The sequence below is a fragment of the Acinetobacter sp. WU_MDCI_Abxb74 genome (assembly GCF_025513915.1).
Lineage (GTDB): Bacteria > Pseudomonadota > Gammaproteobacteria > Pseudomonadales > Moraxellaceae > Acinetobacter > Acinetobacter calcoaceticus_C.
Genome location: NZ_JAHPRP010000008.1, coordinates 150,659 through 166,933, shown reverse-complemented (window position 1 = coordinate 166,933; position 16,275 = coordinate 150,659). Strand labels below are relative to the sequence as shown.

General features: G+C 40.3%; 20 protein-coding genes. 8 read left to right on the top strand and 12 right to left on the bottom strand.

Annotated features, from left to right (window positions below):
- Positions 1-51: 51 nt before the first annotated feature.
- From KTH84_RS14265 to KTH84_RS14250, 4 genes are all read left to right on the top strand, one after another.
- Positions 52-1,266 carry an MFS transporter gene (locus tag KTH84_RS14265; protein WP_262473727.1) on the top strand — a complete coding sequence of 405 codons (1,215 nt, stop codon included), beginning with the start codon at positions 52-54 and terminating at the stop codon, positions 1,264-1,266.
- Between the two features lie 21 nt (positions 1,267-1,287).
- Positions 1,288-2,052: an AraC family transcriptional regulator gene (locus KTH84_RS14260; RefSeq protein WP_262473725.1), complete on the top strand. Its 765-nt coding sequence runs from the start codon at positions 1,288-1,290 to the stop codon at positions 2,050-2,052.
- Between the two features lie 120 nt (positions 2,053-2,172).
- Entirely contained in the window at positions 2,173-2,718 is a 546-nt protein-coding gene (locus tag KTH84_RS14255) for a glutathione peroxidase (RefSeq protein ID WP_042898442.1), read from the top strand.
- Between the two features lie 143 nt (positions 2,719-2,861).
- Positions 2,862-3,458, top strand: coding sequence for a hypothetical protein (locus tag KTH84_RS14250; protein WP_128814551.1), 597 nt, complete (start codon positions 2,862-2,864; stop codon positions 3,456-3,458).
- Between the two features lie 48 nt (positions 3,459-3,506).
- Here the strand turns inward: KTH84_RS14250 and KTH84_RS14245 are convergent, their stop codons facing one another.
- The 11 genes from KTH84_RS14245 to KTH84_RS14195 form a co-directional block, all read right to left on the bottom strand.
- Positions 3,507-3,989: a DUF2846 domain-containing protein gene (locus KTH84_RS14245; protein WP_017391518.1), complete on the bottom strand. Its 483-nt coding sequence runs from the start codon at positions 3,987-3,989 to the stop codon at positions 3,507-3,509.
- Between the two features lie 156 nt (positions 3,990-4,145).
- Entirely contained in the window at positions 4,146-4,565 is a 420-nt protein-coding gene (locus tag KTH84_RS14240; protein ID WP_002114076.1) for a F0F1 ATP synthase subunit epsilon, read from the bottom strand.
- Between the two features lie 17 nt (positions 4,566-4,582).
- Positions 4,583-5,977: a F0F1 ATP synthase subunit beta gene (gene atpD, locus KTH84_RS14235; protein ID WP_003655528.1), complete on the bottom strand. Its 1,395-nt coding sequence runs from the start codon at positions 5,975-5,977 to the stop codon at positions 4,583-4,585.
- 30 nt (positions 5,978-6,007) lie between these two features.
- Complete coding sequence (gene atpG, locus KTH84_RS14230) at positions 6,008-6,877, bottom strand: F0F1 ATP synthase subunit gamma (protein WP_016139574.1); 870 nt, start codon at positions 6,875-6,877, stop codon at positions 6,008-6,010.
- Between the two features lie 77 nt (positions 6,878-6,954).
- On the bottom strand, positions 6,955-8,499 hold the full coding sequence (gene atpA, locus KTH84_RS14225; RefSeq protein ID WP_004640548.1) for a F0F1 ATP synthase subunit alpha: 1,545 nt from the start codon (positions 8,497-8,499) through the stop codon (positions 6,955-6,957).
- Between the two features lie 46 nt (positions 8,500-8,545).
- Positions 8,546-9,082: a F0F1 ATP synthase subunit delta gene (locus KTH84_RS14220; RefSeq protein ID WP_042898440.1), complete on the bottom strand. Its 537-nt coding sequence runs from the start codon at positions 9,080-9,082 to the stop codon at positions 8,546-8,548.
- 12 nt (positions 9,083-9,094) lie between these two features.
- The gene (locus KTH84_RS14215; protein WP_042898439.1) at positions 9,095-9,565 is read right to left on the bottom strand and encodes a F0F1 ATP synthase subunit B; all 471 of its coding nucleotides are present in this window, start codon (positions 9,563-9,565) and stop codon (positions 9,095-9,097) included.
- 38 nt (positions 9,566-9,603) lie between these two features.
- Complete coding sequence (gene atpE, locus KTH84_RS14210) at positions 9,604-9,849, bottom strand: F0F1 ATP synthase subunit C (protein WP_000424060.1); 246 nt, start codon at positions 9,847-9,849, stop codon at positions 9,604-9,606.
- An 84-nt stretch (positions 9,850-9,933) separates the two neighbouring features.
- Positions 9,934-10,809, bottom strand: coding sequence for a F0F1 ATP synthase subunit A (gene atpB / locus KTH84_RS14205; protein ID WP_133975871.1), 876 nt, complete (start codon positions 10,807-10,809; stop codon positions 9,934-9,936).
- 104 nt (positions 10,810-10,913) lie between these two features.
- Entirely contained in the window at positions 10,914-11,312 is a 399-nt protein-coding gene (locus tag KTH84_RS14200; RefSeq protein WP_133975873.1) for an ATP synthase subunit I, read from the bottom strand.
- A gap of 170 nt (positions 11,313-11,482) precedes the next feature.
- The gene (locus KTH84_RS14195; RefSeq protein WP_197730949.1) at positions 11,483-12,322 is read right to left on the bottom strand and encodes a metal ABC transporter solute-binding protein, Zn/Mn family; all 840 of its coding nucleotides are present in this window, start codon (positions 12,320-12,322) and stop codon (positions 11,483-11,485) included.
- A 127-nt stretch (positions 12,323-12,449) separates the two neighbouring features.
- On the opposite strand from KTH84_RS14195, the gene KTH84_RS14190 reads away from it, so the two are divergent.
- Genes KTH84_RS14190 through znuB form a run of 3 tightly spaced genes read left to right on the top strand, consistent with a single transcriptional unit; the run spans position 12,450 to position 14,521 of the window.
- Positions 12,450-12,947: a transcriptional repressor gene (locus KTH84_RS14190; RefSeq protein ID WP_003655556.1), complete on the top strand. Its 498-nt coding sequence runs from the start codon at positions 12,450-12,452 to the stop codon at positions 12,945-12,947.
- The gene (znuC, locus tag KTH84_RS14185) at positions 12,920-13,708 is read left to right on the top strand and encodes a zinc ABC transporter ATP-binding protein ZnuC (protein WP_042898437.1); all 789 of its coding nucleotides are present in this window, start codon (positions 12,920-12,922) and stop codon (positions 13,706-13,708) included. The genes KTH84_RS14190 and znuC overlap by 28 nt, the downstream gene beginning before the upstream one ends.
- 3 nt (positions 13,709-13,711) lie before the next feature.
- The gene (znuB, locus tag KTH84_RS14180; RefSeq protein WP_133975875.1) at positions 13,712-14,521 is read left to right on the top strand and encodes a zinc ABC transporter permease subunit ZnuB; all 810 of its coding nucleotides are present in this window, start codon (positions 13,712-13,714) and stop codon (positions 14,519-14,521) included.
- A 1-nt stretch (position 14,522) separates the two neighbouring features.
- Here znuB and KTH84_RS14175 read toward each other — a convergent pair whose 3' ends face one another.
- Positions 14,523-15,149 (bottom strand): LysE family transporter, encoded by a 627-nt coding sequence (locus tag KTH84_RS14175; RefSeq protein ID WP_202743616.1) that lies wholly within the window; start codon positions 15,147-15,149, stop codon positions 14,523-14,525.
- Positions 15,150-15,308: 159 nt separating this feature from the next.
- Between KTH84_RS14175 and KTH84_RS14170 the strand changes: the two genes are divergently transcribed.
- Complete coding sequence (locus tag KTH84_RS14170; protein WP_262473720.1) at positions 15,309-16,229, top strand: Dyp-type peroxidase; 921 nt, start codon at positions 15,309-15,311, stop codon at positions 16,227-16,229.
- The last annotated feature ends 46 nt before the right edge of the window (positions 16,230-16,275 follow it).

Below are 16,275 nucleotides of genomic sequence, written 5' to 3'. Positions count from 1 at the left end.
ATTAATAAATTGCCTTTCTTCACTCCAAATTTAGCCAAGTAAGGATTTCCTATGGACCAACCCAGTGTCTCTAAAGCGCGACCCACGACCTCCCCTCAAGGAAGTTGGTTTGCCATTTTGGCCGTTGCTATTACAGCATTTGCATTAGTAACAAGTGAATTTTTACCTGTTGGTGTTTTAAATAGTGTTGCAACAGATTTAAATATTTCTGTAGGTACAGCAGGTCTTATTATTACTGTACCCGGCATTATGGCAGCAATTGCTGCTCCTCTATTGCCTGTTTCTGTGAAACAAATTGATCGACGCTATGTTCTCATTTTACTGACGGCAATTATGGTAATTGCCAATACCATTACTGCTTTTGCTGAAAACTTTCATATTCTATTACTCAGTCGCTTAATTTTAGGAATCTCAATTGGTGGGTTCTGGGCCACGGCAATCGCTTTAAGTGGAAAATTAGCTCCCCCTCATCTCCCTATTGCCAAAGCAACTGCTGTTGTAATGGCAGGTGTAACTTTTGCGACAGTTTTGGGTGTTCCCATTGGAACATGGTTAAGTGAATTTTATGGCTGGCGCAGCGCTTTTGGAATTACGGCAGGAATTGGCTTAATTGTTTTAATCTTACAATTAATCTTTTTACCTAAACTGGTTCCAGACTCGCCAATCCATATGAGGGACTTACCAGCATTATTACGCACGCCTAAAGCACGTAGCGGTATGCTTATTGTTCTACTTATCGGTCTCGCTCATTTTTGTGCATATAGCTATTTAGCCCCTTTCTTCAAAAATATTGCAGGCTTTAATGGTACAACCATTAGTTCACTATTATTGCTCTATGGAATTGCAGGTATTTTCGGAAATGCATTTGCTGGCTATAGCGGTAATTTAAATGTCCGATATACACTTGCTTTTGTTAGTGCTTGCTTTGCAATTGTATTTTTTGGATTCCCACTTTTTGCCATTCATGAATTTGGTGCTATTGTCTTAACGGCTTTATGGGGGTTCGCATTTGGTGCCTTCCCTACCTCAGCAAATATCTGGATGTTTGTACATGCGCCCAATGCAGTTGAAAAAGGTATGCCACTGTTTGTAGGTATGTTTCAGGTCATGATTGCGACAGGTTCATTATTAGGTGGATATGTGGTTGACCATTTCAATGAAAATACTTTAATTTATGGTGTATTAAGCTTTGTTACCTTAGCATTACTTAGTACATTTACTTTAGCAAAAGGTTTAAATAATCCTAAAGCTACTTGTGAAAATTAAAATATGAGCCAGAGCATATAGATGAATAATGAGGACCAGCAATTTTCTTTATTGAACAGTATTGAAGTTCATGAATTTCTATATCAAAAAGAAGATATTGTTCGTCCTCATGCCTCTCTTTGGGGAGATTTTAATTTCAGTCTAAATGGTATTTTAGAAATGCAGGTGGAGGAGCAATTATATTTATCCCCTCCTAGCTATGGCCTTTGGATTCCTCCACAGACCGTTCACCAATCAACTGATATCGACCATGAAATTCACTATATTTGTATTCGTTTGCATCCCCACCTTTGCTCTATTTTAGGAGATAAGTGCCAATGCTTTAGTATTCAGCCCTTTTTTCGCACCTTAGTACTACAAATCTTGGAACAACAAAAGCAGTCGAAAAAACCTGAATATTTAGAACATCTTTTACAGGTCTTATTTGACCAATTACAACAAGCTCCCGCTTATTCGCACTATTTACCTCAAACACGTCATCCAGTTTTATTACCTATTTTAGAAAAGCTTTCAGATTCATCACTTTTTGATCACTCTTTACAGCAATTACTTCAAAATTTCTCAGTCAGCGACCGCCATCTATTACGCCTGAGCCAACAAGAGCTCCAGCTTTCTTTATCTGAATGGAGAAATCGAGCCAAAATTATTTATGCGCTTCATCAAATTCGGCAAGGGACATCCATTAAACGCCTCTCTTATGATTTAGGTTATCAACACAGTTCAAGTTTTATTGAATTTTTTAAACGCTATACAGGTCAAACTCCAATCCAAATCAGGAATAACTAAACTTCATTCTATTTTTAAAATCTTTTTCTTTTTTGAACACGAATATTATTGCACTACCCCTCAATAGCAGTTAAAACAAATGCGTTACTTGATATCAACTACAAACTTTAGGAAAGACTCATGACACAATCTGTATACCACATTCCAGTAAAAGCCATTTCAGGCGAAACGGTTGACCTAGAACAATACAAAGGTAAAGTTGTACTTATCGTAAACACAGCTTCTAAATGTGGTTTGACTCCACAATACGAAGGTTTAGAAAAGCTTTATCAAGCTAAAAAAGATCAAGGTCTTGAAATTTTAGGCTTTCCTGCAAATAACTTTAAAGAACAAGAACCAGGTTCAGACGAAGAAATTCAGCAATTCTGTTCGTTAAATTATGATGTTCATTTCCCTTTATTTTCTAAAGTATCTGTTGCAGGTGAAGATAAACATCCACTTTATGAGACTCTAACAGCAGCTCAACCGGAACGCATTGGTGAAGGTCCTTTCCGTGAACGTCTAGAAGGTTTAGGTATTCCAACTAACCCAGCGCCAGAAGTTTTATGGAACTTCGAAAAATTCTTAATTAATAAAAATGGTGAAGTAGTTGCTCGTTTTGCTCCAAACCTAACTGCAGATGATGAACAAATCGTTAAAGCAGTTGAAGCAGAATTAGCAAAATAAAGTTTAAAAAAATGTGAAAAAGAGCGTTTTCTACGCTCTTTTTTATTATCTCGTCAAAGTGTTGTTTGTTTGCAAAAATACAATCTTTCTCCATATTTTATGCCTATAGTACCTTTTTGCTTTATTTGATGTTGTTTGTAGTTATGAAAAAAGTTTTACAGGGTGCATTTCTTCCTTTTGTAATTTTTGCCTCAGGCATGCTTTTACTCGGATGCGATCAGGCACAAGACCATGCTACTGAACAAGAAAATACTGAAATAACCGAACAGACCTCTGATCAAGCTATTGAACGACAAGAACCAGATATTGCTCCGAGCAAAACCGAACTTAAAAGCGGTAATATTTTTTATATGGTTCGAGATGCTGCTAATTTACAGCTTAAAGCTGGAGATTATGTCGAGCAACTGAAAGACACTCAACTTGACGTTGAACAAGCGATTCAAGATAAAAATCAAAATGAATTAAAAACAACTGTTTCAACGTTAAAACAGCAGTTACAAGGTTTAAATCAAGCTCTTCTTACCTTGGATATCAAAAGTCAGGAAATTGAGAATATTCGCCAAAGTTTATTACATGCCAATCAACAAGCTCTTAGCATGCCGTTACTAAATGGAAAATTAGATCAAATCAATTTTGACCAAATTGAAAAACAGCTGAATACCATTCAAATGGATATGGTTAAACTCGCAGCTATGATTATGGCTGGAGATGAGAAACCAGATTCAAAAACTGATTCTTAACTTATATCTAAATAATAAAAAAGCCACCTTACGGTGGCTTTTTAGCTTTTATTTAGCAAGCACTATAGTAGTTTTGCTACATTTACCTGTTTCAGCTAAATGGTATTCACTAATTGCTTTTTGACCTTGTGTATCATCTACTAATTTTAAATTAGCACCACCGACAAAAACGCCGGGTTTAATGTATTGTTGTACAAAATAATTTTTTCCTGCCTCAGTTTTAAACTTCAAATGATTTGGAGAAAATTCTGATTCAGTTGAAATGGTATGCTCCTGATTACCAGAAACTTCTTTATAAAAGAATATACCTCGTGCTGTTTCTCCTAAACACTCCCCATCAACCCAGACATCTTTTTTCAAAGCACTTCCGACTACATTATTAGAGCGGTATACATAAATTACCGCATTTCCATTAGTTGGCGCTGTTAATTGTTTTGCTTGCTGAGCTAATTGTGGATTGGCCTGTGGAACTGATGCACAACCAACAAAAGCGGTAGAAACAAGAATAGGTAACCAATATTTGATGTTCATTTTAAGTATCTCTTATTTATGATGATTTAAATTTTGAGACGCAAATTTACATTAAAAATATATTATTTTAAACACAAATGTTAAATTATTTTATGTCTGAAATTTATAATAAAAAAGCCACCTTACGGTGGCTTTTTTTAATCTCAAACCGACACTTTAGAGTGCGCGGTTTTTGATTTTACGAATAGTTTCAAGCTGTGCAGCTGTTTCTGCCAAGGCAGCCAAAGCAGCAGCTGAGTCCAAATCACTCTTTTGGTTTGCAAGCAATTGTTCAGCATTTTTACGTGCTTCTAAAATTGCAGCTTCATCCAAATTGTCAGCACGGATTGCAGTATCTGCAAGAACCGTTACAACATGTGGTTGAACCTCTAAAACACCGCCAGATACATAGACGATTTCTTCTGTACCATTTTCCAACTGAACACGAATCGGGCCCGGTTGAAGCAAAGTTACGAGTGGCGCATGTCCTGGCAAAATACCAAGCTCACCACCAGCACCTTTCGCGATTAACATCGTTACTGCGCCAGAGTAAATAGACTCTTTAACACTTACGACATCACATTGCATAGTCGCCATGAGATGATCTCCTTAAATTAGAGTTTCTCAGCTTTAGCAATCACTTCGTCAATACCACCAACCATATAGAACGCTTGTTCTGGGATGTGATCGTATTCACCAGCTAATAGACCTTTAAAGCCACGAATCGTTTCTTTAAGCGATACTAATTTACCAGGAGCGCCAGTAAACACTTCAGCTACGTGGAATGGTTGAGAGAAGAAACGTTGGATTTTACGCGCACGGTAAACAACCAATTTATCTTCTTCAGCTAACTCATCCATACCCAAGATTGCGATGATGTCTTTAAGCTCTTTATAACGTTGCAAAATGTTCTGTACAGAACGTGCAATTTCATAATGCTCTTGACCAACAACTAATGGGTCTAACTGACGTGAAGTTGAGTCAAGTGGATCGATCGCTGGATAGATACCAGAAGATGCGATGTCACGGCTCAATACTACTGTTGCATCTAAGTGAGCAAATGTAGTTGCAGGTGATGGATCTGTTAAGTCATCGGCAGGTACGTATACTGCTTGGATCGATGTGATCGAACCAGATTTAGTAGACGTAATACGCTCTTGAAGAACACCCATTTCTTCTGCAAGTGTAGGCTGGTAACCTACCGCAGATGGCATACGACCTAACAATGCTGATACTTCAGTACCTGCAAGTGTATAACGGTAGATGTTGTCGACGAATAATAATACGTCACGACCTTTACCATTTTCGTCTTTTTGATCACGGAAGTATTCAGCCATAGTCAAACCAGTTAACGCTACGCGTAAACGGTTACCTGGTGGCTCGTTCATCTGACCGTAGACCATTGCTACTTTGTCAAGAACGTTAGAATCTTTCATCTCGTGATAAAAGTCGTTACCTTCACGAGTACGCTCACCAACACCAGCAAACACAGATAAACCTGAGTGAGCTTTCGCGATGTTGTTGATCAACTCCATCATGTTAACGGTTTTACCAACACCAGCACCACCGAATAAACCAACTTTACCACCTTTTGCAAACGGGCAAAGTAAGTCAATTACTTTAATACCAGTTTCTAAAAGGTCAGTAGAAGCCGCTTGTTCAGCATAAGAAGGCGCTTGACGGTGAATTGGCAAACGTTCTTCAGTTGCAACAGGACCTGCTTCATCAATTGGGCGACCCAAAACGTCCATGATACGACCAAGCGTAGCTGGACCTACTGGAACAGAAATCGGTGCATTTGTACTAGTTACATTAAGGCCACGTTTAAGACCTTCTGTAGAACCCATTGCGATGGTACGAACAACACCATCGCCAAGCTGTTGCTGAACTTCTAATGTAGTTTCAGTACCGTCAACTTGGAGAGCGTCATAGATCTTAGGAACGCTATTGCGCTCAAACTCGACGTCGATAACCGCGCCGATGATCTGAATGATACGACCGCTACTCATTGCTGTCTCCTCAATTCAAACTTAATAATGTTAAACGGCAGCGGCACCGCCAACGATCTCAGAAATTTCCTGAGTAATCGCGGCTTGACGCAACTTGTTGTAAATGAGCTGTAGGTCTTTAATCAATTGTCCTGCGTTGTCTGTCGCTGCTTTCATTGCGACCATACGAGCTGACTGCTCACATGCAACGTTTTCAATCACACCTTGATAAACCATAGACTCGATATAGCGAACCAACAAACCATTTAACAATTCTTCTGCTTCTGGTTCGTAGATATAGTCCCAACCATAAGTACGGTTGAGATCATCGCCTTCTTCTGCCGGTGCTAAAGGAACAAGTTGTTCTACTTTAGGCTGTTGAGTCATTGCATTGATGAAGCCATTTGATACGAGGTAGATACGATCTAATTCGCCCTTATCAAATGCATCAAGCATAACTTGTACTGAGCCAGTTAACTGTTCCAAACTTGGCGCATCGCCAAGCTGGGTAGTTGCACCAAGCACTTTACCGCCGTAATTCTTAAAAAACGAAACCGCTTTTTGACCAATTAAAGCAAATTCAACTTCAATTGACTGCTGTTGTTGTGCTTTGACATGCTGCACAACTTTCTTGAACAAGTTAATGTTCAAGCCACCTGCCAAACCACGATCTGAAGACACTACGATATAGCCAACACGCTTAACTGGGCGATCAACCATATAACGGTGTTTATATTCAGGGTTTGCTTGGACTAAGTGAGCAATTACACGGCGCATATTATCGGCATACGGACGGCCCTGAGCCATGCGCTCTTGCGCACGACGCATTTTAGAAGCAGCTACCATTTGCATCGCGCGAGTAATCTTTTGCGTGCTCTTGATACTAGCTACTTTGGCGCGAATTTCTTTTAAATTTGCCATACGCTTAACCTAGTATTCGAAAGCTCTTTCGAGCTTCCGAAGGTTGATCCGTGAACCAAACTTAACTAAAACTAAACTTAGTAAGTTTGAGTCGCTTTAAAGCTTTCAATACCTGCTTTGATTGCTGCTTCGATGTCTTTGTTGTAATCACCAGTTTCATCGATTTGTTTCATCAACGGAGCATATTCTGAGCGGAAGTAAGAGATTAACGCAGCATCAAAGTCTACGATTTTCTTAACTTCTACGTCAGACATATAGCCTTCGTTAGATGCATAAACAGAAACAGCCTGGTCAGCAATTGAGTAAGGAGCATATTGCTTTTGCTTCATTAACTCAGTTACACGTTGACCATGTTCAAGTTGTTTACGAGTTGCTTCATCAAGGTCAGAAGCGAACTGAGCAAACGCAGCCAATTCACGGTATTGTGCTAAAGCAGTACGGATACCACCAGACAATTTTTTGATGATCTTAGTTTGAGCAGAACCACCAACACGAGATACAGAGATACCCGCGTTCACAGCAGGACGAATACCTGCGTTGAATAATGATGTTTCTAAGAAGATCTGACCATCAGTAATCGAAATTACGTTCGTTGGTACGAATGCAGATACGTCACCTGCTTGAGTTTCAATAATTGGCAATGCAGTTAAAGAACCAGTTTTACCAGTTACTGCGCCATTAGTGAATTTCTCAACGTAGTCAGCAGATACACGAGAAGCACGTTCAAGAAGACGTGAGTGAAGATAGAATACGTCACCTGGATACGCTTCACGACCTGGTGGACGACGTAAAAGTAATGAAATTTGACGGTAAGCAACTGCTTGCTTAGACAAATCATCATAAATAATAAGAGCGTCTTCACCGCGGTCACGGAAGTATTCACCCATTGTACAGCCAGAGTACGGAGCTAAGTACTGCATTGCAGCAGGATCAGCAGCCGCAGCAGCGACAACAGTTGTATACGCCATAGCGCCAGTTTCTTCTAGCTTACGTACAACGTTTGCAATTGTTGATTGTTTTTGACCAATCGCAACGTATACGCACTTAATGCCAGAATTTTTCTGAGCGATAATCGCATCGATCGCCATCGCTGTTTTACCAGTTTGACGGTCACCAATAATCAACTCACGCTGACCACGACCTACAGGGATCATGGTATCAACTGATTTATAACCAGTTTGAACAGGTTCGTCTACAGATTGACGCCAAATTACGCCTGGTGCTACTTTTTCAACAGCATCAGTTAATTTTGCATCAATTGGGCCTTTACCATCAATTGGGTTACCCAAAGCATCGACAACACGGCCAAGAAGTTCCGGACCAACTGGAACTTCAAGTACACGACCTGTACAACGAGCTTTTTGACCTTCTTGAAGGCTTAAGTAATTACCTAAAACAACGGCACCCACTGAATCCTGTTCTAGGTTCAGTGCCATACCAAATAAGCCGCCGTCAAATTCGATCATTTCACCGTACATTGCATCAGCAAGACCGTGAATGCGCACAATACCGTCGGATACCATAACAATGGTACCTTCGTTTTTAGCGGTCGCGCTGGTGTCCAGATCGCTGATACGCTGTTTAATGAGCGCACTGATCTCGGATGGATTCAGTTGTTGCATTGCGCTATTCCTCAATCTTTTATTAGTTCAGTCTTCATCATTTGCATTATGCAAGAAGACGAGTACGCATTTTTTCAAGCTTGTTAAGCGCAGAATCATCTATCACTTGATCGCCTGCACGAATTACAACACCTGCAATAAGCTCAGGTTTAACTTCAACTGAAACAGTTACAGTACTGTTAAAACGCTTTTCTAAAGCAGATTTTAACAACTGTTCTTGGTCAGCAGTTAATGGGAAAGCCGATTCAATCACGACATCCACATTGTTGTTATTCTGTGATTTAAGCTGTTCATATTCTGCTTCAATTTCAGGTAACAACATTAAACGATCGTTATCTGCAAGAAGTGTCAAAAAGTTAGACACTGCTTGAGACTGATCTTCACCTAAAACTTTAGCGAAAAGCTTCACTTGCTCCACAGGAGTAAGTTCAGGGCGATTTAAATAAGCGGAAAATGCTTCGTCTTGCACCGCAGCACTGAGCACTTGTAACGCATTCGACCAATTGTCTGTTGCACCTTGCTCAGAAGCATAAGCAAATGCTGCTTTGGCATACGGACGTGCCAACGTCAAGAGTTCAGCCATGATTCGCCTCTCTTAAAGTTTAGCAGCCAGCTGAGACAGCATGGCATTATGAGCTTCTGCGTCAACTTGCTGGTTCAGGATTTTTTCTGCGCCAGTTACTGCCAAAGCAGCTACTTGTTGACGTAATTCTTCGCGAGCAGAATTGATTTCTTGGTCAACAGCTTCTTTAGCCTGTTGACGAATACGCTCACCTTCAGCCGCAGCTTGAGTACGCGCTTCTTCGATCAATTGTGCTGCACGACGGTTCGCTTGTTCGATCAATTGAGCTGCTTGTGCTTTAGCTGCATCAAGCTCTTGCTTTACTTGCGATTGTGCATCGGCAAGGTCAGCTTTCGCTTTTTCTGCTGCATTTAAGCCATCAGCAATTTTACGCTGACGCTCACTAATCGCATTGATTAGTGGTGGCCAAACAAACTTCATGCAGAATGCAACAAAACATGCAAACGCAATCGCTTGACCAATCAATGTGAGGTTGATATTCATTGCAATTCCTCAAATAGTGGATTTAGGAATTAAGATGATTAACCTACAAATGGATTAGCGAAGATGAAGAACAAGCCAATACCAACACCGATCATAGGCACAGCATCAAGAAGACCCGCGATTAAGAACATACGAGTTTGAAGTTGTGGAGCCAATTCTGGTTGACGAGCTACAGCTTCTAGAAAGCGACCACCCAAAAGACCAAAACCAATCGCAGTACCTAAAGCACCGAAAGCGATCAAGATAGCAGATGCAATTGCAACTAGACCTAAAGTGAGTTCCATGAAAAATTCCTCAGAGGTTAGGTTATTACCAAATTAAATTAAAAAAATTCAGCCCAACCATCGTTTGATAGTTAGGCAATACCATTAATGTTTTTCGCTTGCCATGCTCAAGTAAACGATGGTAAGCATCATAAAGATGAATGCCTGCAACGTGATTACAAGAATGTGGAAGATCGCCCAAGGCACAGATAACGCCCATTGAATCCAGAACGGCAATAAAGCAATTAGGATAAAGATCAGCTCACCAGCATACATATTACCGAATAGTCGGAGAGCTAATGAAATAGGACGAGCAAGGAATGTTACCAATTCCAAAATCAAGTTCACTGGAATAAGCAACGCTTTTGCAACTGGATTACTTGGGTTAAATGGGTTAAGTGCCAACTCGCCAACGAAACCACTAACACCCTTTTCGCGGATGCTGTAGAACAAGATAAGTACAAATACAGATAAAGACATACCTAAGGTAATGTTTGGATCTGTAGATGGAACAATCTTGAAGTAAACGTGGTGAGGATTCATACCAAATACGTTTGCACCTACAAATGCTGCAACTTGAGGAATCCAGTCAACTGGAATCAAGTCCATTAAGTTCATGAGGAAAATCCACACGAAAATAGTGAGAGCAAGTGGAGCAATTAAACGTGATTTGCCATGAAAGGTGTCACGGACACTTGAGTCAACAAACTCAATGATCATTTCGATTGCTGACTGGAATTTAGTTGGAACACCTGCATTTGCAGTTTTCGCAACAATCCAGAATAACAAACAGAAAATAACACCAAGGCCAATTGACCAACCCATTGAATCCAAGTGAATTGCAGTGAACCCCATCGAATGAGCTTCTTCAGCAGTCTCAGCCAATTTCCATGTACCGTCTGGCATTTTGCCATAGGTCATATTGGTCAAGTGATGCTTGATATACTCTGTCGAAGTGAGGGCATGTTCTTCAGCAGCCATAAATCACACCTGGTCAATGTCAATTACTAAAAAGAAGGGTTACGAACATCGGCGTACTGTCGATATCTCGCCACCCTCCAAAAAATCTTCAATTCTTCTTGTTTTTACACCCGTTTTTGTTGACGTGACACCCAAAACGGAGCGACCCACGACATTGCCTGAACGAGAATAAAACCAAACAACAATGCTAACGGTGATAAAGGTTTAACATTGCTCAAAATCAAAATAAATCCAACGATCATGATTGCAAATTTGCCTAACATGCCCCTATACATGTTAGACAGCACTTGTTTTGATGCTCTCGCACCTGCTGCTCTGAAGGATTGCCACGAGAAATAACTCATAGCAAGCCAACAAACCAGTGCACCAAGTGCCGCACTTAATGCTGCTGTCATGTCTTTTATGCTCCACGCCACGAGGGCGGAAACAGGGATCATACATGCTTGTAAGAAGACCAAAGCTTTTGCTAATCGTCGGTCAATCAAGCGACTAGTTCGGCTCATTATTTATCCACTCACAGCATAGATGCTTGACAAGTTTAGCTGATGATCGCTTTTAATCGCAGGCATTATAGAGTTACACCCCTGAACATGCAATCTTTTCCCGACTTTAGTCGGGGTTTTTCATGACAGGTGGTGCTGACGCTACAGTCAGCCTTTGTTTAATTTTTATCTTACTTTTGCGTATTTAATACACATTTATCTGTTTTTATAGCCAGTTTCTTCCATGCAGTGACGAAATCATCGTCATTATTCATGCTCTCGTCTACTGCTTGAAAAGTAATGTTACCTAATTTTTGATACTGACTTTTAGTGGTAAAACTTTCCGCCAATAAACACATCTGTTTTTTTGGTCGATTATCATTAAGATACTTAATTTGAGCCGCTGTGGGTGCAACATGAGGATCATCTGTCAAAGCGCCTGCAAACTTTAAATTTAAAGAGCGTTCTAAATATTGATAGGCATCATGATATGACCAATATGGCTTACCATTACTTGTACTGTCATAAACTTGCGCAGCCTGAAACATTTTACGGGCAAAGATATTGGCATTATTCCAATATTTGGCTTTATTTTCAGGATGCTGCTGAGAACGTAAAGCTGCAATAAAGAAACCGATTCGAACTGCGTTGTTTGGTTCTAACCACACATGAGTGTCTACTGTATTAGGTAAAGCCACACCGCGTGTACTACGCAGGGGTAAAATTGAAACTATGCCACTATCTAATAAGGCAATCGCTTTCTTATTATTACCTAACAATTTATTTAGAGGTGCTTCATGAGCCTTACCCAACCAGATCACTAAAGATGCATCATTAATTGCTTTACGGTGAGCTGGAGTTAACTGTACGTCATGACCTGTCTGACCTTTAAGTAAAAGCTGAGGTTCTTCAACACCCTGAGTGACTTCTTTTGCAATCAGATAAATCGGGTGTGTAGAAACCACCAACCCCTGACTCCACCCTAACGTACTCAAAAGAGAGAACATACTGAAAACAAAAAAACGGAACATGACAGACCATCAATTTAAATTAGCTCGAAGCATGTTATAATATAACAAAGTTACAAAAATACCTAAGATTAATCGAATGAAGCATCGCTTCATGCTAATATTCCGTTAAAAATTCGAGGTTATTTCTATGAGTTCCTGCTCGCATGAACATCATGATTCTTTGCATGGTGTGCATGATCACCATAATGTCGCAAACCGTTTAGCTGAAGCAGAAAATTTATGTTCTGCGACTGGCGCACGACTTACGCCTTTGCGCAAAGAAGTTTTGGAACTCATTTTAAATGCTTCGGGCCCAATGGGCGCATATGACTTACTTGCACGCATAAAAAGTCAAACTGATCGCCCAGCTGCTCCTCCAACTGTATATCGAACTTTAGATTTTTTATTAGAAAAAGGTTTGATCCATCGCCTAACTTCTATTAATGCCTATATTCCCTGTTGCCACCCTCGTGAAGGCCATCAAGCAGCATTCTTGATTTGTACCGAATGCCACATGGTTAAAGAAGCCTCTTCTCAAGGTTTAACTCACCAGCTTGATCAACTTGCAGCGTCAGATGAGTTCGTAGCTCAACACAGCATTATTGAAATTTCGGGGAAATGCCAACAGTGCCGCACAACTCCTTAAATCCCGTATTAATTCAGCTTGAGCAGGTTTCTGTTCATCGCGATGATCGGGAGATTTTAAAAAAAGTTGATTTTTCTCTACATCAAAATGAAATTGTGTCTTTGATTGGCCCGAATGGTGCAGGTAAATCAACACTGATTAAAGTTCTACTCGGGATTCTCCAGCCAAGTAGCGGTCGTATTATCAATCATAAGAAACTTAAAATGGCTTATGTGCCACAAAAGTTCAATCCTTCACATAGCTTACCTTTGCGCGTTCAAGATCTACTTGATTTAGAAAAATGCAGCCCTGCCCTGCGTCAGGAAATTATTCAAGACACCGGTATTTCCAAGTTACAACAATCAAAAGTACAGCAACTTTCCGGTGGAGAGCGCCAACGGGTACTACTAGCACGTGCACTACTTCGCCAACCAGACATTTTAGTTCTTGATGAACCGATGCAAGGCTTAGATATTCAGTCAGAAGCTGAACTTTATGAGTATGTCCGTAGTTTACCTGAACGATATGGCTGTGCGATCTTAATTGTCTCCCATGACTTACAATGGGTGATGGAGGGAACACACCGTGTAGTATGTTTAAATAAACATATTTGCTGTAGTGGACTACCCGAGAATATTCAACAACATCCTGAATATCAGGCTATCTTTGGAACTCAACGGGTTTTCTATCAACATCATCATGATCACTGTGCTCACGGTGATGCTGCACACCCCTGCCCTCATAATGACCGCCCTCACATCCACCCAGAACCGGAAGCTTAAGCCATGATGGAATGGTTACAATTATTGTTGCCCGCATGGATTATGGGAACCTTGCTGGTGTTTTTGACTGCACCTCTTGGTTGTCTAATGCTTTGGAGACGAATGTCTTTTTTTGCTGACACCATGGCACACGGTACATTACTCGGGGTTGCCATTGCTGGTGCCTTAAGTCTTCCTCTTTGGCTTGGTGTTGCAGGCACTGCGGTTTTACTGGTCGCAATTTTATGGGCCCTACATGACAATCGCTTACCTAATGATGCTCTCTTAGCCTTATGTTCAGCGACATTACTCTGTAGCGGTTTACTGTTTATTCAACATGTTCCAAGTTTAAGACCAGAGCTTTTAAGTTATTTATTTGGTGATTTGCTCAGCATTGATTGGCCCGATTTACCCGTTTTCACTTTAGTTATTGCGATATCACTCGTGATTCTTTACCGCTTTTGGCAGCCGCAAATACAGTTTGCAATTGATCCTGATATTGCAATTAGTGAAGGGGTGAATGCAAACTGGCAACGTCTTATTTTCATGCTTTTATTGGCTTTATTTACTGTTTTAGCTTTGCGCGCTGTAGGTTCTTTGCTTATGGGTGCATTACTGGTAATACCTGCTTTAAGCGCTCGCTTACTAGCAAACTCACCAAAGCAAATGGTCATTTGGGCGTTTGTTTTAGCTCAAGTTGGGGTTAGTGTGGGCCTATGGTCAAGCGCAGCACTCAATATCTCTACAGGCTTGAGTATTGTTTTATGCATGGCATTAACTTTTGCCGTTATTTTTATAACTCAAAAGCTAAAAAATCAAACACAGGCGGCCTAAATTAGGACGCCTGATGAACTGTACTTAATAATAAAGCCGCACAGCTAAACATCACAGCAAAACCCCGATTCAAATATTTTTGCTGTTTAGGTGAGCGAAGTAGTCTTAAAACCTTTGATGCTAGACCTGTATATCCAGCCATGACAACCAAATCAATACTAATCATAGTCACAGCCATAATCACGTATTGTATCCATTGAGGCTTACTCAAATCTAAAAACTGCGGCAAAACAGCCAATAGAAATACAATCGCTTTGGGATTACTAATATTGACCACAAAACCATTTAGTAATAGTGCGAATACAGATTTATCTCTTTTTTCTTGTTGAATTTCTATATCTTTTACAGGTGCTGTCCACTGTAAATAAGCGAGATATAACAAATAAATCACACCGAACCACTTAACAAACTGAAAAGCCAAAGGTGTCGTTGCAAATAAAACGCCTACGCCCGCTGCTACAATCATAATTTGAAGTAGCAAAGCAATTTGCAAACCGATTGCATTCCAATAGCCATGCCTAAAACCATAGTTTAGACCACTCGACATTGAAGCAATTGCTCCCGCACCCGGTGAGATACTGATTACCCAACAGGCCAACATATAAGCGAACCAAACTTGCAGAGACATAGCGAAAAATAGACTATAAAAGTGGAATTATACCGTTTTATAAAGCTATCTTGGTGAGAATTCAAACAATAAAATCAAGAAATAGACTACTAACAGCTCTTCGCATCAGGCACAATAATTAAAGCTCATACTAAATTATAATTGAGGAGATACCTTCCAATGACTGCTCAATCTGTCATTTTGCCGTTGCCATCAGATCATGCACGTTTTATTGTTCTTCGTTTAAAAGACTTATCAATTGATGAATTAAAAAAACAAATTGAAGCTTTATTTGAAGCACGTGACCGCCTCATCACTCAGCACTCTGATGCCCAAATTAAAACAGCAGTCGCTTTTGGTCCCGAACTATGGAAACAGCTCTATTCGCAAACTCCTTTAGGTTTTAAACAACTTGAACCAGAACAAGGTGCATTCAATATGCCAGCTGTGCCAGCAGATGTACTCATTCATATTGCCAGCATGCGTTCTGATATTTGTTTTGCATTAAGCCAAGCATTTTTTGAAGGTATTAAAGATAAAGTCGAAGTTCTGGATGAGCGTGTTTGCTTCCGCTATTTCGATGGTCGAGATATTACAGGTTTTATAGACGGTACAGAAAATCCTCAGTTTCCAGATGATCGTGCAGAAACAGCACTTCTACCTGAAGATGCCGGAGTATTTGCCGATGGTAGTTTCATATTTGCGCAGCGCTATGCCCATGATTTAGAAAAATGGAAAAAATTGAAAGTTGATGCGCAAGAAAATGTTATGGGCCGCACCAAACTTGAATCTATTGAATTAGATGATGACGTTAAACCAGAAAACGCCCATGTTGCCCGTACTGTTGTCGAAGATGATGAAGGCGAGGAAATGGAAATCTTGCGCCATAGCCTACCTTATGGAGATGGTCGAGGTGATCAGGGCTTATTTTTCATTGCCTATACTAAAGACCTCACCATTATTGATGCCATGTTAAAGCGCATGTTCGGCACAAGTGGAGATGGTATTCACGACCGCTTATTGCACTTTGTGACACCACTTGATGGCGCTTATTATTTTGCACCTAGTGAAGAGTTGCTAGAAGAAATTTTAGAGGACTAAAAATAAAAAAAGAGGAGCTTAAGCTCCTCTTTTTACACTCTCATTC